The 15,920-nt window shown below is 34.0% G+C and carries 15 protein-coding genes and 1 pseudogene; 14 read left to right on the forward strand and 2 right to left on the reverse strand.

Features of this window, described 5'->3' with window-relative positions:
- Positions 1 to 48: 48 nt before the first annotated feature.
- Both AC22L0_RS05665 and AC22L0_RS05670 read left to right on the forward strand, forming a co-directional pair.
- The gene (locus AC22L0_RS05665) at positions 49 to 1,659 is read left to right on the forward strand and encodes an amidase family protein (protein ID WP_087968035.1); all 1,611 of its coding nucleotides are present in this window, start codon (positions 49 to 51) and stop codon (positions 1,657 to 1,659) included.
- Positions 1,660 to 1,803: 144 nt separating this feature from the next.
- Positions 1,804 to 2,817 (forward strand): AI-2E family transporter, encoded by a 1,014-nt coding sequence (locus AC22L0_RS05670; protein ID WP_001006597.1) that lies wholly within the window; start codon positions 1,804 to 1,806, stop codon positions 2,815 to 2,817.
- Positions 2,818 to 2,903: 86 nt separating this feature from the next.
- Here the strand turns inward: AC22L0_RS05670 and AC22L0_RS05675 are convergent, their stop codons facing one another.
- Positions 2,904 to 3,848 (reverse strand): L-lactate dehydrogenase, encoded by a 945-nt coding sequence (locus tag AC22L0_RS05675; RefSeq protein ID WP_000715321.1) that lies wholly within the window; start codon positions 3,846 to 3,848, stop codon positions 2,904 to 2,906.
- A 200-nt stretch (positions 3,849 to 4,048) separates the two neighbouring features.
- Here AC22L0_RS05675 and AC22L0_RS05680 point away from each other — a divergent pair, with 200 nt between their 5' ends.
- The 7 genes from AC22L0_RS05680 (at position 4,049) to AC22L0_RS05710 (ending at position 11,422) form a co-directional block, all read left to right on the forward strand.
- Positions 4,049 to 5,485, forward strand: coding sequence for a flavin monoamine oxidase family protein (locus AC22L0_RS05680; protein ID WP_097796768.1), 1,437 nt, complete (start codon positions 4,049 to 4,051; stop codon positions 5,483 to 5,485).
- Positions 5,486 to 5,591: 106 nt separating this feature from the next.
- Positions 5,592 to 6,515, forward strand: a complete 924-nt coding sequence (locus AC22L0_RS05685; protein WP_001044941.1) for a CobW family GTP-binding protein — start codon at positions 5,592 to 5,594, stop codon at positions 6,513 to 6,515.
- Positions 6,516 to 6,777: 262 nt separating this feature from the next.
- On the forward strand, positions 6,778 to 7,995 hold the full coding sequence (locus AC22L0_RS05690; protein ID WP_000062005.1) for a substrate-binding domain-containing protein: 1,218 nt from the start codon (positions 6,778 to 6,780) through the stop codon (positions 7,993 to 7,995).
- Positions 7,996 to 8,084: 89 nt separating this feature from the next.
- Positions 8,085 to 8,858 carry an ABC transporter ATP-binding protein gene (locus AC22L0_RS05695; protein WP_087968031.1) on the forward strand — a complete coding sequence of 258 codons (774 nt, stop codon included), beginning with the start codon at positions 8,085 to 8,087 and terminating at the stop codon, positions 8,856 to 8,858.
- Positions 8,836 to 9,537, forward strand: a complete 702-nt coding sequence (locus tag AC22L0_RS05700; protein ID WP_001196696.1) for an ABC transporter ATP-binding protein — start codon at positions 8,836 to 8,838, stop codon at positions 9,535 to 9,537. The genes AC22L0_RS05695 and AC22L0_RS05700 overlap by 23 nt, the downstream gene beginning before the upstream one ends.
- A 21-nt stretch (positions 9,538 to 9,558) precedes the next feature.
- The gene (locus tag AC22L0_RS05705; RefSeq protein ID WP_000382787.1) at positions 9,559 to 10,419 is read left to right on the forward strand and encodes a branched-chain amino acid ABC transporter permease; all 861 of its coding nucleotides are present in this window, start codon (positions 9,559 to 9,561) and stop codon (positions 10,417 to 10,419) included.
- A gap of 49 nt (positions 10,420 to 10,468) precedes the next feature.
- Positions 10,469 to 11,422 (forward strand): branched-chain amino acid ABC transporter permease, encoded by a 954-nt coding sequence (locus tag AC22L0_RS05710; RefSeq protein ID WP_002102967.1) that lies wholly within the window; start codon positions 10,469 to 10,471, stop codon positions 11,420 to 11,422.
- A 62-nt stretch (positions 11,423 to 11,484) separates the two neighbouring features.
- Here the strand turns inward: AC22L0_RS05710 and AC22L0_RS05715 are convergent, their stop codons facing one another.
- Positions 11,485 to 12,273: a LysR family transcriptional regulator gene (locus AC22L0_RS05715; protein ID WP_087968029.1), complete on the reverse strand. Its 789-nt coding sequence runs from the start codon at positions 12,271 to 12,273 to the stop codon at positions 11,485 to 11,487.
- Positions 12,274 to 12,393: 120 nt separating this feature from the next.
- Between AC22L0_RS05715 and AC22L0_RS05720 the strand changes: the two genes are divergently transcribed.
- From AC22L0_RS05720 to AC22L0_RS05740, 5 genes and pseudogenes are all read left to right on the forward strand, one after another.
- Positions 12,394 to 12,942 (forward strand): DUF4865 family protein, encoded by a 549-nt coding sequence (locus tag AC22L0_RS05720; RefSeq protein ID WP_000579894.1) that lies wholly within the window; start codon positions 12,394 to 12,396, stop codon positions 12,940 to 12,942.
- 42 nt (positions 12,943 to 12,984) lie between these two features.
- A pseudogene (locus AC22L0_RS05725) lies at positions 12,985 to 13,398 on the forward strand (tautomerase family protein); the annotation flags it as partial.
- 27 nt (positions 13,399 to 13,425) lie between these two features.
- Positions 13,426 to 13,710, forward strand: coding sequence for a carboxymuconolactone decarboxylase family protein (locus tag AC22L0_RS05730; RefSeq protein WP_223272771.1), 285 nt, complete (start codon positions 13,426 to 13,428; stop codon positions 13,708 to 13,710).
- A 153-nt stretch (positions 13,711 to 13,863) separates the two neighbouring features.
- A complete protein-coding gene (locus tag AC22L0_RS05735; protein ID WP_001205528.1) occupies positions 13,864 to 14,307 on the forward strand; it encodes a MarR family winged helix-turn-helix transcriptional regulator in 444 nt (147 codons plus the stop codon).
- A gap of 119 nt (positions 14,308 to 14,426) precedes the next feature.
- Positions 14,427 to 15,482, forward strand: a complete 1,056-nt coding sequence (locus AC22L0_RS05740) for an LLM class flavin-dependent oxidoreductase (protein ID WP_000417539.1) — start codon at positions 14,427 to 14,429, stop codon at positions 15,480 to 15,482.
- Positions 15,483 to 15,920: the final 438 nt, after the last annotated feature.

Raw genomic sequence — 15,920 nt, forward strand, 5'->3', positions numbered from 1 at the left:
ACTCTCTTTTTTGTATAGCTAAGCATCTTATAGAGTGGAGGAAGCAACATGAAGAAATGGGTAAAGGTAACGCTGTCTATCACTGGAGGCATTGTCTTATTAGCGTGTGCTGGTGGATATTACGTGTATAAAAATTATTTTCCAAAGGAACCTGAGCGTATTGTATATGATAAAGAAAGAGTGCTACAACCGATACATAATCAGCTTAAAGGAATCAATATAGAAAATGTAAAGATAAAAGAAAAAGAAGTCGTAAATGCGACTGTAGATGAGCTTCAAAAAATGATTGATGATGGAAAGTTGTCATATGAAGAATTAACGAGTATTTATCTCTTTAGAATACAAGAACATGATCAAAATGGAATAACATTAAATTCTGTTACAGAGATAAATCCTAATGCGATGGAAGAAGCAAGAAAGTTAGATCAAGAGCGGGGTAGAAACAAAAATTCGAATTTATATGGTATTCCTGTCGTTGTAAAAGATAATGTACAGACGGAAAAAGTGATGCCGACTAGTGCAGGAACTTATGTATTAAAAGATTGGATTGCAGATCAAGACGCAACAATTGTGAAGCAGTTGAAAGAAGAAGGAGCATTTGTTTTAGGAAAAGCGAATATGTCTGAGTGGGCGAACTATTTATCTTTTACAATGCCAAGTGGGTATAGCGGGAAGAAAGGACAAAATTTAAACCCGTACGGTCCGATTACATTCGATACTTCAGGATCAAGTTCAGGATCTGCTACAGTAGTTGCAGCAGATTTTGCACCGCTTGCAATTGGAACAGAAACGACGGGATCGATTGTTGCACCCGCGGCGCAGCAATCAGTAGTTGGGTTACGTCCATCTTTAGGTATGGTAAGCAGAACAGGAATTATTCCGTTAGCTGAAACTCTTGATACAGCAGGACCTATGGCAAGAACGGTAAAAGATGCAGCAACATTATTTAATGCAATGATAGGTTATGACGAAAAAGATGTTATGATAGAAAAAATGAAAGATAAAGAAAGAATTGATTATACAAAGGATTTATCGATAGATGAATTAAAAGGGAAAAAGATAGGGCTTCTTTTTTCTGTAGACCAACAAGATGAAAATAGAAAAGCAGTAGCAGAAAAAATTAGAAAAGACCTTCAAGATGCAGGTGCGATATTAACTGATAATATCCAGTTAAGTGCTGAGGGTGTAGATAATTTGCAAACATTAGAATATGAGTTCAAGCATAATGTAAACGACTATCTTTCACAGCAAAAGAATGTACCGGTAAAATCGTTAGAAGAGATTATAGCGTTTAATAAAAAGGATAGTAAAAGACGAATAAAATACGGACAAACATTAATTGAAGGGTCTGAAAAATCTGTTATAACGAAAGAAGAGTTTGAAAACGTAGTGCAAACGAGTCAAGAAAATGCAAGAAAAGAGCTAGATAGGTATTTAGTAGAAAAAGGTTTGGATGCTCTAGTTATGATTAATAACGATGAAGTTCTTCTATCAGCTGTAGCTGGTTATCCGGAATTAGCGGTTCCTGCTGGATATGATAAAAATGGAGAACCAATCGGTGTAGTGTTTGTAGGGAAACAGTTTGGTGAAAAAGAGCTTTTCAATATTGGATATGCGTATGAACAGCAGTCTAAAAATAGAAAATTACCTAGTTTATAAAAGATTATATGAAAAATAACTGGAATCTAACAATATGAAAAGAAAAAAAGGATTCTTCTCAATTAGTAAGAAAGATTGTCTATAGGAGTTCATAAAATGTAATATATTCAATTTCCATCCATTGAAGGGGGAGGTTAATTCTTAATGAATGAAGTAAAGAGTTTTTTTCGAAGTAGAGGGTTTCAACGGTTTCTCGTTTTAATAATAGTAGCGCTTGTATTATACGCATTAAAAAGTATGATTAATTTAATATTAATTACGTTTATACTGACGTTTTTAATGGATCGATTTCAACGTTTTATTTCAAGAAAATTGAAAGTAAACCGGAAAATTGTTATTGCATGTTTATATATAATATTGGTTTCCTTTATAGGCACAACGTTATATAAATATTTACCTGTGCTGACGATACAAATTTCACAATTAATTTATCAGTTTAAACTATTTTTTCAAAATCCACCTGATAATGAAATCGTTAAATATGCACTTTCGACAATTAATGGGATGGAAGTATCAAAATATATAGAACAAGGTGTAGATGTCATCTATCAATCGATAGCAAATATAGGGAAGGTAAGTTTACAAATATTATTATCTCTAATTTTAAGCTTATTTTTCTTATTAGAAAAAGAGCGTATTATTACATTTACATCTAAGTTTAAAGATAGTAAGTTAAAAATCTTTTATGAGGAAATTGCATATTTTGGTGAAAGATTTGCAAGATCGTTCGGCAAAGTAATTGAGGCTCAGTTTTTAATTGCCGTTGTAAATTGTATTCTTACTGTCATTGCATTAATCGTTTTAGGATTTCCACAGCTACTTGTATTAGCTGTTATGATTTTCTTACTAGGGTTGATTCCTGTTGCAGGTGTGATTATTTCTTTGTTTCCACTTTGTATCATTGCTTACAACGTAGGCGGAGTTATGTACGTAGTATACATACTCGTATTCATAACAGTAATCCATGCTCTTGAAAGTTATTTTTTAAATCCGAAGTTTATGTCTGCAAAAACAAATTTACCAATATTCTACACATTTATGATTCTTATCTTCTCAGAGCATTTCCTCGGAATATGGGGGCTTATTATCGGGATACCAATCTTTATCTTTTTATTAGATGTACTTGATATAAATAATGAGGATGCGACTAAAAAATAAGAAATGATAGAAAATCACTAAAAAGTCATAGGAGATAATGAAAATAAAAAGCAATCCAAAATAAATTGGATTGCTTTTTATCTTAATTAAAGAACCGGAGCCATTGTTTCTTTCAATACTTGAACAGAGTGGTCGAATTTTAATTCTTCATCTTCACTTAATTCAACCTCTAAAATTTCACGAACACCGCCGCGATTTAAAACAGCAGGTACCCCGATATAAACATCTTTTTGACCGTATTGACCTTCTAAGTAAGCTGATACAGTTAATACACTATTTTCGTCGTTTAAAATTGCTTTTGTAACACGTAGAAGTGACATACCGATACCATAATAAGTTGCGCCTTTACGCTCAATAATATGGTAAGCTGCATCACGGACGTTTATGAAAATTTTGTCTAAATCTTCTTGATTATACGTGTTGTCTTTTTCAAGCAGTGTTTGTAGTTTTTGGATACCAACGGAAACATGGCTCCAAACTGGAAGTTCAGTATCGCCGTGTTCTCCGATAATATAAGCGTGAATGTTGTGTGGACCAATATCGAAGTACTCACCTAACATATAGCGGAAACGAGCAGAATCAAGCGTTGTACCAGAACCGATTACACGTTCTTTCGGTAAACCAGATTCTTTCCAAGTTACATAAGTTAAAATATCTACAGGGTTTGTTGCGATTAAGAAGATGCCATCAAATCCGCTATCCATAATACTGCGAACGATTTGTTTAAAGATTTTGGCGTTTTTCTCAACTAAATCTAAACGTGTTTCGCCTGGCTTTTGTGGTAATCCAGCTGTAATAACTACAAGGTCAGCATCTTTACAATCTTCGTAGCTGCCTTTCCATACTCTAGTTGGAGCTGGGGCGAATGGAACAGCATGACTTAAATCCATTGCTTCCCCTTCAGCTTTTGCTTCATTTACATCGACTAAAACAAATTCTTCAGCTACGGCTTGGTTAATCATGCAGTAAGCATAACTACATCCAACTGCTCCTGTTCCTACTAATACAACACGGTTAATACCTTTTTTCATTTCAAAATTCCTCGCAATTTCATTGGTTTTGTTATGTAAGATAATACGTCTTACTTCTATAGAGTCATATCTAGTTTATTACATTTTATAAAAGATATTCAAGTATTTGAAAATGTATCCGTGCAAATCTGCGAACAAAACATAGGAATTCAGTGAACCGAATATAATTCAGTAAAATCCTTTGTAAAAGGGGAAATGGTATGGGGAACCCATTAACAATGGAAGAAATGCTTCATATTATTCATGCAGGGCTTGTTACAAAGAATAACCCAAAACGGATTACGATTGCAGGTGCAGGGATTTCTGGATTAGTTGCAGGTTCTTTATTAAAAGAGGCTGGGCACGAAGTAACGATTATAGAAGCAAATAACAGAATAGGTGGCAGAGTGTATACGATTCGGGAACCATTTAGTGTGGGTTTATATTTTAATGCGGGACCGATGAGAATCCCTGACACCCATAAGTTAACCTTAGCGTATATTCATAAATTTAAACTACCTTTAAACCTTTTTATAAATAAAACTTTTGCAGATATCATTTATACGAATAACATTCAAACGAGATTGAATGTGTTTGAAAATGATCCAAGTGTACTTGAATATCCGGTTTTGGATAAAGAAAGAGGAAAAACGGCAGAAGAGCTAATGATTGAGGTATTAGAACCAATACTAAATTATATTAAGAAGGATCCTGATAAAAACTGGCTTATCGTTGAAAAAAAGTATAAAACGTATTCGCTTGGTTCATTTTTAATGGAGTATTATTCAGATGGTGCAATAGATATGATTGGGGTACTTCTTGATATGGAAGCTTATATGGGAATGTCCTTAATTGAAGTATTACGTGAAATGATTTTCTTTACTTCAACAACGAAATATTATGAAATAACTGGTGGAATGGATAAGTTATCGAATGCATTCTTACCACAATTAAGGGAACATATTTTAATGCAGTATAAGGTTGATAAAATTATACAAGAAGATAATAAAGTAATGTTACAAGGAAATCATGAACAAACGTTAGAGCAATTTACAATAACAAGTGATTTTGCTATTATTACAATTCCATTTTCAGCGTTAAGGTTTGTAGAAGTTCAGCCATACTATTTATTCTCTTATTTTAAAAAAAGAGCAATTCGTGAATTAAATTATATTGCTGCAACTAAAATTGCAATAGAGTTTAAAAGTAGATTTTGGGAGAAAGCGGGACAGTGTGGAGGTAAATCTATTACTGATTTACCGATACGTTTTACATACTATCCGAGTTATGGCATTCATACTCCAGGACCAGCTATCGTTATAGCAAGTTATACGTGGGCAGATGAGGCGTTAACATGGGATAGTCTCCCGCAAAGAGATCGTATTCGTTACGCATTAAAAAATTTAGCGGAAATATACGGTGACATCGTCTATAGTGAGTTTGTCACTGGAACATCTTTTAGCTGGAGTAAAAATCCGTATTCTTGCGGTGCATTTACAGCTTTCGAACCAGGCCAAGAGCTCGAGTTATTTCCGTATATTACACCACCATCTGGAAAAGTACACTTTGCAGGAGAGCATACGACATTAACACATGGGTGGATGCAAGGGGCAATTGAGTCTGGAGTTAGAGTTGCATATGAAGTAAATGAACAGTGAATCTCTTATATTTACAAATGGTCATTCTTTTAATAAAATAATAAGTATAAATCGTAATTATTACGCTTTGAATACATTTGAAGTAAAGAAATGGATGGTCGGTTGAATGAATAAAGTGGAGATTCATATATTAGGTGGTTTTTTAGGTAGTGGAAAATCAACATTATTACAAAATTTATTGTTAGCAGAGAAAAAGAAGAATAGAAAAGTTGCAGTATTAATGAATGAAATTGGTGAATACTCAGTAGATACAGATATTATTGGAAAAGAGAATGTTTTAAGAGAACTTCTTAAAGGATGTATTTGTTGTACGTTAAAAGAAGAGCTTGAAATACAATTACATTCGTTATACCAACAAGAAAGACCAGATGTAATTTATATAGAAACGACAGGTGTTGCGCATCCAATTGAAGTGTTAGACGCGTGTGTCTCGCCAATTTTAGCTCCTTTTCTGGAAGTGAAATCAATTGTAGTCGTCTTAGATGCAGTAAGGTGGTTAAACCGAAGTATATTAAGTGCAAATGTACAACAGCTATTGCATGAGCAACTGAAATTTGGTAGTCACATTCTTGTTAATAAAGCAGATTTACTAACAGATGAAGATAAGAACACAGTATTTGAAGAAGTAAAGGCAATAAATGATCATGCGAAAATGTATGAGACAAAGTATTGTAATATATCTTTAAAAGATATAGAAGAAGCAGAATTTCCAAATGATGAGGAACATGAGACACTACATGTCAAACAGCATTTACATATACAAACGATGACATATCAATTTACGAAACCGATTGATCAAGACAAATTATATGAATGGCTTTCGAATTTACCAGATAGTATTTATCGAGTGAAAGGTTTTGTGAAATTCCGTGGAGATAAATACCCTCACCTATTCCAATATTCGTTCGGAGTACCAACTTTATTAGAACAAGACTTCGGTTTCCCGACAAACTTAGTAGTAATAGGAGAAGGACTAGATAAGAAACAATTGGCTGAAGGGTTAGAGAAAGTCGAACTTAACTCTAATTAAGGGGAAAAGACTAACTTAAAAATAAGTTAGTCTTTTTGTATGGTCATTACTGAAATGAAACAGTATTTTCAATTGGATTGCAGAATATATATTGATTGTATGTCCGTTTCCATTACATAGGAAGGTGATTATATATTTGTGCCGAATGTAGAGGGTACTACAAGAGTTTTCCATTATCTATCGAATTAGTTAGTCATGATTACGGACAGGGGATTTTGGCGTGTTTGATTCTATCAGAAAGTAAAGTATGGGGAGGATCACAATGTCGATGAAAAAACGTAAGTGGCTAAAGACAATGTTTACTGGTTGTGTTTTAGGTTCGTTATTAATAACGGCAGCTTGTTCAGGAAAGAAAACAAGTACAGAGGATGAAAAAACGATTAAGGTAGGAGTTCTTGCTTCTTTAACAGGACCGCTAGAATCGTATGGAAAACAAACAGTGAACGGATTTGAATTAGGGTTAGACTATGCAACTGGTGGAACTGGGAAAGTAGATGGGAAAAAGATTAAGTTTGTTGTAGAAGATACAGAAACGAAAGCTGATGTAGCAGTTAAAAAAGCTACGAAGTTATTAGAAGAAGAGAAAGTTGATTTTTTAGTTGGATCGTCTAGTTCAAGTGATACGTTAGCGGTTTTACCACTGGCCGGGGAATATGAAAAGATTATGGTTGTAGAACCGGCAGTTGCGGATAGTATTACCGGGAAGAACTGGAATAAATATATTTTTAGAACTGGAAGAAGTTCCTCACAAGATGCGATTGCAGGAGCAGCGGCAATTGCGAAAAAAGGTGTAAAGATTGCGACATTTGCCCCAGATAACGCTTTTGGTCGTGAAGGGATTGCTGCATTTAAAGCGGGTGCGAAAAAATTAGGTGCGAGCATTGTGAATGAGCAATACGCGGATACAAATTCAACAGATTTTACAGCGAATATTCAAAATATCATTAGTTCAAAACCAGATTATTTATTTATCGTTTGGGCAGGGGCAAATTCACCTTGGAAACAGTTGAAAGATATGAATGTGGAAGCGCAAGGTATTAAAATTTCTACAGGTGCGCCAGATATACCAGCATTAAAAACAATGGATGCATTAGTAGGTATGCAAGGTTTTTCTGTATATTATCACACACTTCCAAAAAATAAAGTGAATGATTGGCTAGTTGAAGAGCATAAAAAACGTTTTAATGGTGTAGTGCCAGATTTGTTTACAGCGGGAGGAATGTCAGCAGCAATTTCTATTGTAGAAGCCTTAAAGAAAACAAAAGGTGATACAGATGTAGATACCTTGATTAAGAAAATGGAAGGAATGGAATTTGATACACCGAAAGGAAAGATGAAGTTTAGAGAGAAGGACCACCAAGCGATGCAGACGCTGTATTCTATCACATTGAAAAAGCAAGATGGTGTTGATTATCCGGTGCCAGTGTTAGAGCGAGAATTAACGATGAAAGAAACAGAACCACCAGTTCAAAATAAATAGACTGAATTTTCTGTTGTTTTTGTATAAAGAGGGGGGACCCTCTTTATACATATTTCCTTCATACTCACGGCTTTAAAGGGAGGGATTTCGTGACACATTTGCTAGAGACGAAAAATCTTAGTGTATCTTTTGGTGAACATCAAGTTATTAAAGATGTAAATTTAACTGTCCAAAAAGGAAAGCTCATTTCTATTATCGGGCCAAATGGTGCGGGGAAGACAACATTATTTAATTTACTAAGTGGACAGATTTCACCTACAACAGGTGAAGTGTATTTTAAAGGGCAAGATATTACAAAACTATCGATTCCAGATCGAACACGCTTAGGAATCGGTCGCTCTTTTCAGCTTACAAACATATTCCCAGAATTAACGGTACTTGAAAATGTCCGTTTAAGTGTTCAATCATTCGTACAAGATTACTATAGTTTTTTCCCGAGTTCAGCAAAATTAAAGCAACAAGTTGGAGAGGCGAGACGTTTCTTAAAAACAGTATTACTTCACGAGAAAGAGAACATATTAGCGAAAGATTTGGCACATGGAGAGAAAAGAAAGCTAGAACTTGCGATGTTATTGGCTTTAAAAACGGATGTGTTATTACTTGATGAGCCGACGGCAGGTATTTCGGTTGAGGAAGTCCCTGCTATATTACAAGTGATTGAAAATATTAAGAAACATCCAGAGAGCACAATTGTACTTATCGAACACAAAATGGATATGATACTAGGTTTGTCAGATCATCTTATCGTTTTATTTCATGGAGAGTTATTGGCTGAAGGATTGCCAGAAGAAATTATGAAAGATGAGCGTGTACAAAGTGCTTATTTAGGGGGATTATATAGTGGCACTATTACAAGTGAATAATATAGAAACGTATTTAGATCAGTTTCATATTTTGCAAGGAGTATCTCTTGCTGTTGAGAAAGGGACGATTACTGTACTGTTTGGTAGAAACGGGGCAGGGAAAACAACGACATTACGTTCAGTTATGGGATTTCACCGCATTGCAGATGGTGAAATTTATTATGATAGTGCAAAAGTAAGTGGATTACCTACACATTTAATTTCAAGGAAAGGAATAGGGTATGTACCAGAAAATCAAGGTATTTTTCATGATTTGACAGTAGAAGAAACATTCGCTCTTGCTAGGGGAAAAGGTGAGGAAGTAGAAGGGAAAATAGAGTGGATGCTGGAACTATTTCCGGATTTAAAGCAGTTTTGGAATAAGAAAAGTGGGCTCTTGAGCGGAGGGCAAAAGCAAATGTTGGCTATTTCAAGAGCGTTTATTAATAGTGATGGATTATTACTTATTGATGAGCCGAGCAAAGGGCTATCCCCGATAATGGTGGAGAAATTAATGGTAGCTATTTTGAAGATGAAAGAGAAAACAACAGTTTTACTTGTTGAGCAAAATTTTATGATGGCTAGTCAAATTGGTGATTATTTTTACATTATGGATAACGGACGAATTGTTCATAACGGTTTTATGAATGAATTAAAAAAGGATAAGGAAATGTGTCATAAATATTTAGGAATCTCTTAACATGAATCCGAGGTGAAAAGGATGGATGTGTTAATCAATTTATTTGTAAATGGGATTTCAACAGGGATGCTCATTTTTTTGTTAGCATCAGGTCTTTCACTTATTTTCGGTCTAATGAGCGTTTTAAACTTTGCACACGGTGGTTTATTTGCATGGGGAGCATTTACAGGTGTTTGGTTATTTAATATGACAGGAAGTTATATATTAGCTTTAGTTGGAGCAGTAGCCATGGGAATGTTCCTAGGATTTATTTTAGAAAGGTTTCTTATTAGACCGGTATATGGAAATCATGTTCGACAGCTGCTCGTTACGCTTGGAGGAATGCTCGTTCTTAGTGAGTGTATTAAAATATTTTGGGGGCCAAACCCTATTAGTGCAAAATTACCGTTATGGTTACAAGGAAGTTTTACATTCGGAGGTATTATATTAATTAAATATCGTCTATTTGTTATTTTGATTGGGATAATTATTTACATCGCACTACTACTATTACTCAAAAAGACGAAGATAGGTCTTATGATCCGTGCAGGTGTAATGGATAAAGAAATGGTTCAAGCGCTTGGTATTAATGTAAAAGCGATATTTTCTTTCGTCTTTTTATTAGGAGCAGGGATGGCAGCTTTGGGAGGATTCTTATTAGCACCGTATTCGGGCGTTATTTTCGCCGAGATGGGCATGCAGTATGCAATTTTAGCTTTTATAGTAGTAATTATCGGTGGATTAGGAAGCGTACAAGGTTCAGCTATTGCTTCTTTAATTGTCGGATTAGCTGGTGCTTTTACAGCGTATTTTATACCAGATTTATCACTTGCAATTAATATGTTAATGTTACTATTTTTCTTAATAGTGAAGCCAACTGGACTTGTTGGTGAAAAGGGGTGAAATGGTGAACAACACATCGGACCGAATTAAAGTATACTTCGGAGTATGTATGCTCATTTGTTTAAGTGTATTTCCGTTCGTAAATGATTCACGGAGCCTGTTAATTTTGTTCACTCAAATCTTCATCTTTGCTATTTTTGCAATGAGTTTTGATGTATTGCTTGGGTATACAGGAATTGTATCGTTCGGTCATTGTATGTTCTTTGGGATAGGAGCATATGGGGTAGCGCTTTTATTTGATCGACAAGGCGTATCAATAACGAACTTTTTAATTGGAATAGTAGCTGCAATTATCGTTTCAGCAATCGTTAGTTATATAATTGGTTTGCTTTCTTTACGATTGAAAAGTCATTTTTATGCAATGTTAACACTTGCTATTTCACAGTTGTTTTTCGTCCTTGCTGAAAAATGGCGTGGGCTCACTCACGGAGGAGATGGTTTTACATTTGGGGTACCAGAAATATTCCGTGATCGTTTTACTTTTTATTATGTATCACTTGTATGTTTATGCTTCATTTTTATTCTATTACGTCTTTTTACAAAGTCTTCTATTGGGAAAGTATTAAAGGCAATTTCACAAAATGAACAACGTGTTGAAGCACTTGGATATAAAGTCCTCCATTATAAAATAATCGCAAGTGTAGTGGCAGGAATAGTAGCTGCAATTAGCGGTGGTTTATTTGTTATTACATTACGCTTTGTCAATACGACTGTATTTTCAATTGAAATGACACTAAATGCACTCTTGATGACAATGATTGGAGGAGTCGGAACATTAATTGGAGCTATTGCTGGATCTGGGATTATTGAATCCCTAAAATATTATTTATCAGAACTAGCGACGGAATATCCGATTTTTGAAAGATGGACGATTATTCTAGGTTTATTGTATATTATCGTGCTACTCGTTTTTCCGAAAGGATTGGTTGGGACGGTTAAGGGACTGAAGAATATGAAACGGAATAAGAAGGAGAAAAGTGCAGAAGTGGAGCAAAATGTGTGAAAAATCAATTGTATAGAATATGAAAATCCCTCTTTTAGATTCATAAAGGAGGGATTTTTTTATTAACCAAATAGTTCATCAGGGATTTGTTTGAAAGAGTTTTGATTTGTAAAAAAATGAACAGCTAATTTCTCAACTGGAACATCTTCAATTGGTACCAATTTATCATTTTTAATCGGCAAAAAGGCTATCCCTTTTCCGTCCTCAATAAACTCTTCCATAAGCGAATAAGAATCTAATTGTTGAAGTTGACGCTGAGATAAATTATTTTCTTTTAGAAATTGTATCGTCTTATTTCTAAAAGGACACTTTTTGTCATTACTAACGAAGAAGAGTTCCTTTGAATAGTCAATGATACATTTTTCTTGATCTTTTAGTAAGCCTATAGAAATTGAAGTAGTAAATACTTTTTTAAAACCTGCACCAGAATCATCCTCATAAGTGATGACCATATCAACTTTTTGTTGCTGCAGTAATTTTGGCAAATGACTACTATTTTCTACATATATTTGATAATTCATGAAATTTTCTTTAATACGCTTACTTAAATAATTAGTCAAAATCGATTGTGACGTCGCGATTATATAAGAAGACCCACTTGTTTTAATTTTATCTTTCGCTTCTTCTAATAGAGTTAATATTTGATTCGTGTAATCTAATAAAATGTCACCAGAAGGTAATAAGGAAACGCCTTTGTTATCTCTATGTAGTAAAGGCGTTTCTAATTCTTGTTCTAATTTTTTGATTCGCTCAGTTACGTTCGGTTGAACATAACCTAACTCTTTAGCAGCTTTACTAATAGAACCCTCACTGGCTACAGTTTTGAATATAATAAGATCATTTATTTCCATATATCTCAGCCCCTTATGCACTATCATTATAAATGATACCAAACATAATTTATACCTATTTTACGTTAGCTACTTATCGATTTATCATAATGTATATAAGATTGAAAGCGAGTGATAAACATGATTGGAATGCAATATAAGGTCATTTTGCCAAAGGATTATGACATGGAAATTATTAAGAAAAGGGTAAAGGATAATGGTTATAAAACTGATGGTTTCCAAGCACTAAATTTTAAAGCTTATTTAATTACGGAAACGGAGAAAGACGGGAATTTTTATAACTGCTATGCACCTTTATATATTTGGAATGGTCATGAAGGGATGAATAAATTTATCTTTGAAGGGTATTACGATAACATTTTACAATCTTTTGGATGGCAACAAATACATATAGGTGTTCCATTAGTGGTTAATCTAAGTGATGGATTTAAGAAAAGTAGATATGTTGTTGAATATGCAGGAAGTATTTCTCAAAGTAAAACACTGATTGGGACTCAATTAAGCACTATGAATGAAGATGTACAAAACAACGAAAAGTGTTTAGGGAATGTAATCGTTTATAATCCGGATAAATGGGGGTATAGTAGGTTTAATTTTTATGAGGAGAAGCCTGAAATTGCAGTGAATAAAGGTGTTACAGTATATGAGATTTTACACATTTCACGATGAAATTTTGTTGCATATTAAAAATAAGAAAAGGAATGAAAGTCTATGCCTTTTGTGAAGATTTATTATCCTGAAAACATATTAAATGAAGAAGAGTTGGAAAAAATGGGTGAATGTATCCATCTTTCATTAATTGAACATTTTAACATCCCTGAAAATGATTATTTTCAAATGTTCTTACCTTACCAAGAAAACAAATTTTTATATAATCCATATTATTTGTTGGAAAGAGGAGAAAAGAGAACAGAGAATATGATTTATGTTTCTATTACATGTGGACCGGGAAGAACAGTGCAACAGAAAAAAGATTTGTATCAATCGGTATCCTTAAAAATTACGGAATATTCCGATGTTAAAACTTCGGATATTTTTATTACATTAAATGAGACAGCTGCTGAAAACTGGTCATTTGGTCAAGGAATAGCACAAATGGTGAAAATAAAGGGAGAAAAAAATGAACTTATTGAAGTACATATTAAAAAGAAAATGAGAGAAATGTCACCTGCATTTGCTCATTATAGTGAAAAGATATTATTTGAGGAAGTGTGGCGGGATGCCACTTTAACATTAAGAGAAAGAAGCTTGTGTACTGTGTCAGCACTAATCAGTCTCGGTAATACAGAACAATTACAATTTCATCTGAAGCTAGCTAAACAAAATGGGGTTATGGAGAATGAATTGGTTGCATTAATAACACATATGGCTTTTTACGTTGGTTGGCCAAAAGCTATGGCAGCTTTAAATATAGTAATGAATGAAAGGCAAAGTTAAGAATAATGATAAGTAAGAATTCATGTTTATATGAATTCTTACTTATCATTATTTATGCAATACTCTATCGATATATTTATTACATTTTTTCTTGCTTTTTTATCACTTGCGTAGTAAAGTGATAGTAAGATGAACGCTAGGAAGTGACAAAACATGCGTGATAATACGATAGGATCATTAATATGGTTACGTTTAATACGATTTACGAACCAAAGTAATCAAATGTCAAATGAGTTTTTAAAACGTTTTGATTTAACGACAGCTCAATTTGATGTGCTTTTGCAAATACGTACGTATCAGCCACTAACACAAATGGAGTTAGCTGAAAAGGTAACTGTTACACAAGGTGGTATTTCTCGAATGTTAACTCGTCTTGAGAAAGAAGGATATATTGTACGAAAACAAGATTGGAAAACGAAAACAATTAGTCTTACAGAGCAAGGGGAATCGGCCTTAGAGAAAGCATTGCCAGAGCAACTTGCATTTCAATCTTCGTTTTTTGATGATGTATTAAATGAAGAAGAGCAGAAAATATTATACGAGCTAATGACGAAAGTTCATAAGCATAGTGAAAAAAAAGAATTACCGCAAGAGTAATTTTTTTTACACTATCAATTGACTAATCAAGTGAAGGCGTAGGTAATACGGAGATATACCTGACTTACCAACGTTTTTAGAAAAAAACTAATACTACTTTATTAAAGGGGAGAGTAACTATGGAAAAATACCGTATAGATATAAGAAAAGGAATTGAGTTTGGATTATATTCAATTGGTGATCATGTTTTAAATCCACATAATGGGGAGAAAATTACGCCAGAGAAAAGAATTCACGAACTAATTGAAACAGCTAAGTTAGCAGATGAGGCAGGGCTTGATGTGTTTGCTGTCGGTGAAAGTCATCAAACGCATTTTACAACACAAGCTCATACAGTTATTTTAGGAGCTATTGCACAAGCTACGAAAAATATAAAAATTGCAAGTTCAGCAACGATATTAAGTACATCTGACCCAGTTCGAGTATATGAGGATTTCGCTACAATTGACTTGATTTCTAATGGACGTGCAGAAATTGTGGCTGGTCGTGGATCTCGTATTGGGGGATATAGTTTACTTGGTTATGACGTGAATGATTATGAAGAATTATTCGAAGAGAAGATGGATCTTTTATTAAAAATTAATAACGAGGAACATGTAACATGGAATGGACAGTTCAGAGCACCGCTCGCACATGCATCGGTTATTCCGAGAGCGAAAAATAATAACTTACCAATTTGGCGTGCGGTTGGAGGTCCACCAGCTAGTGCAATTAAAGCGGGACGCGCGGGTGTACCAATGATGATAACAACACTTGGTGGTCCAGCAATTAACTTTAAAGTGTCAGTAGATGCTTACCGCGAGGCGGTTGTACAAAGTGGATTTGATTCAGCTAGTTTACCAGTTGCGACAACGAGTTTATTTTATACGGCAAAAAATTCACAAGATGCACTTAGTGAATATTACCCTCACATTAATGCTGGTATGCTTACACTGCGCGGTGGTGGGTATCCGAAACAGCAATTTACAAATGCAATAGATTACCGTGATGCTTTAATGGTTGGTAGCCCACAACAAATCATTGAGAAAATGCTGTACCAATATGAATTATTTGGCCAACAACGCTTTATGGCACAAATTGATTTTGGCGGTGTACCATTTGATAAAATTGAGAAAAATATTGAATTAATTGCTACTGAAATTTTACCAGCCGTTAGAAAACATACAGCAAAATAAATAAAAAAAACTGAGAGTCTAATCGACTTTCAGTTTTTTTTATTTGTTCTGGAAAAATGACAAAAAAATGAACTTTTAGTCGAGGAAGAGGGAAGTTATTTTCTATTTTTGAATAACATTATTTCGAGTTTGAATTTTAAAAATACATTTTTCACTTGACAAAAAACAAGCGTTTATCGAGGGTAGTTTCGAGGACATTTTTTCGGGTAAAAGTCAAGTGTATGAAGAGAAAAACGATTGTTTTATAGATATAAAAGTAAGAAGTATATTGAAAAAACACATTTTGCTAATGAGAAAAATCTGATTCAAAAAAATGACAAAAGACATATTTCAGACAAAATGATGTCAATAATACGTCAAAAATAACCTGAATTTACTATGCAGGTATATTATACAATTCGATTAACGAATAAAACACTACAGAAATAGTGAAAAGGT

It is taken from the genome of Bacillus sp. LQ01 (assembly GCF_057624735.1).

What these genes read in the sequence shown, in the direction of transcription:
- AC22L0_RS05665 (WP_087968035.1), top strand. Translation starts at nt 49, where the DNA reads ATGAAGAAATGGGTAAAGGTAACGCTGTCTATCACTGGAGGCATTGTC.
- AC22L0_RS05670 (WP_001006597.1), top strand. Translation starts at nt 1,804, where the DNA reads ATGAATGAAGTAAAGAGTTTTTTTCGAAGTAGAGGGTTTCAACGGTTT.
- AC22L0_RS05675 (WP_000715321.1), bottom strand. Translation starts at nt 3,848, where the DNA reads ATGAAAAAAGGTATTAACCGTGTTGTATTAGTAGGAACAGGAGCAGTT.
- AC22L0_RS05680 (WP_097796768.1), top strand. Translation starts at nt 4,049, where the DNA reads ATGGGGAACCCATTAACAATGGAAGAAATGCTTCATATTATTCATGCA.
- AC22L0_RS05685 (WP_001044941.1), top strand. Translation starts at nt 5,592, where the DNA reads ATGAATAAAGTGGAGATTCATATATTAGGTGGTTTTTTAGGTAGTGGA.
- AC22L0_RS05690 (WP_000062005.1), top strand. Translation starts at nt 6,778, where the DNA reads ATGTCGATGAAAAAACGTAAGTGGCTAAAGACAATGTTTACTGGTTGT.
- AC22L0_RS05705 (WP_000382787.1), top strand. Translation starts at nt 9,559, where the DNA reads ATGGATGTGTTAATCAATTTATTTGTAAATGGGATTTCAACAGGGATG.
- AC22L0_RS05710 (WP_002102967.1), top strand. Translation starts at nt 10,469, where the DNA reads ATGCTCATTTGTTTAAGTGTATTTCCGTTCGTAAATGATTCACGGAGC.
- AC22L0_RS05715 (WP_087968029.1), bottom strand. Translation starts at nt 12,273, where the DNA reads ATGGAAATAAATGATCTTATTATATTCAAAACTGTAGCCAGTGAGGGT.
- AC22L0_RS05720 (WP_000579894.1), top strand. Translation starts at nt 12,394, where the DNA reads ATGATTGGAATGCAATATAAGGTCATTTTGCCAAAGGATTATGACATG.
- AC22L0_RS05730 (WP_223272771.1), top strand. Translation starts at nt 13,426, where the DNA reads ATGAGAGAAATGTCACCTGCATTTGCTCATTATAGTGAAAAGATATTA.
- AC22L0_RS05735 (WP_001205528.1), top strand. Translation starts at nt 13,864, where the DNA reads ATGCGTGATAATACGATAGGATCATTAATATGGTTACGTTTAATACGA.
- AC22L0_RS05740 (WP_000417539.1), top strand. Translation starts at nt 14,427, where the DNA reads ATGGAAAAATACCGTATAGATATAAGAAAAGGAATTGAGTTTGGATTA.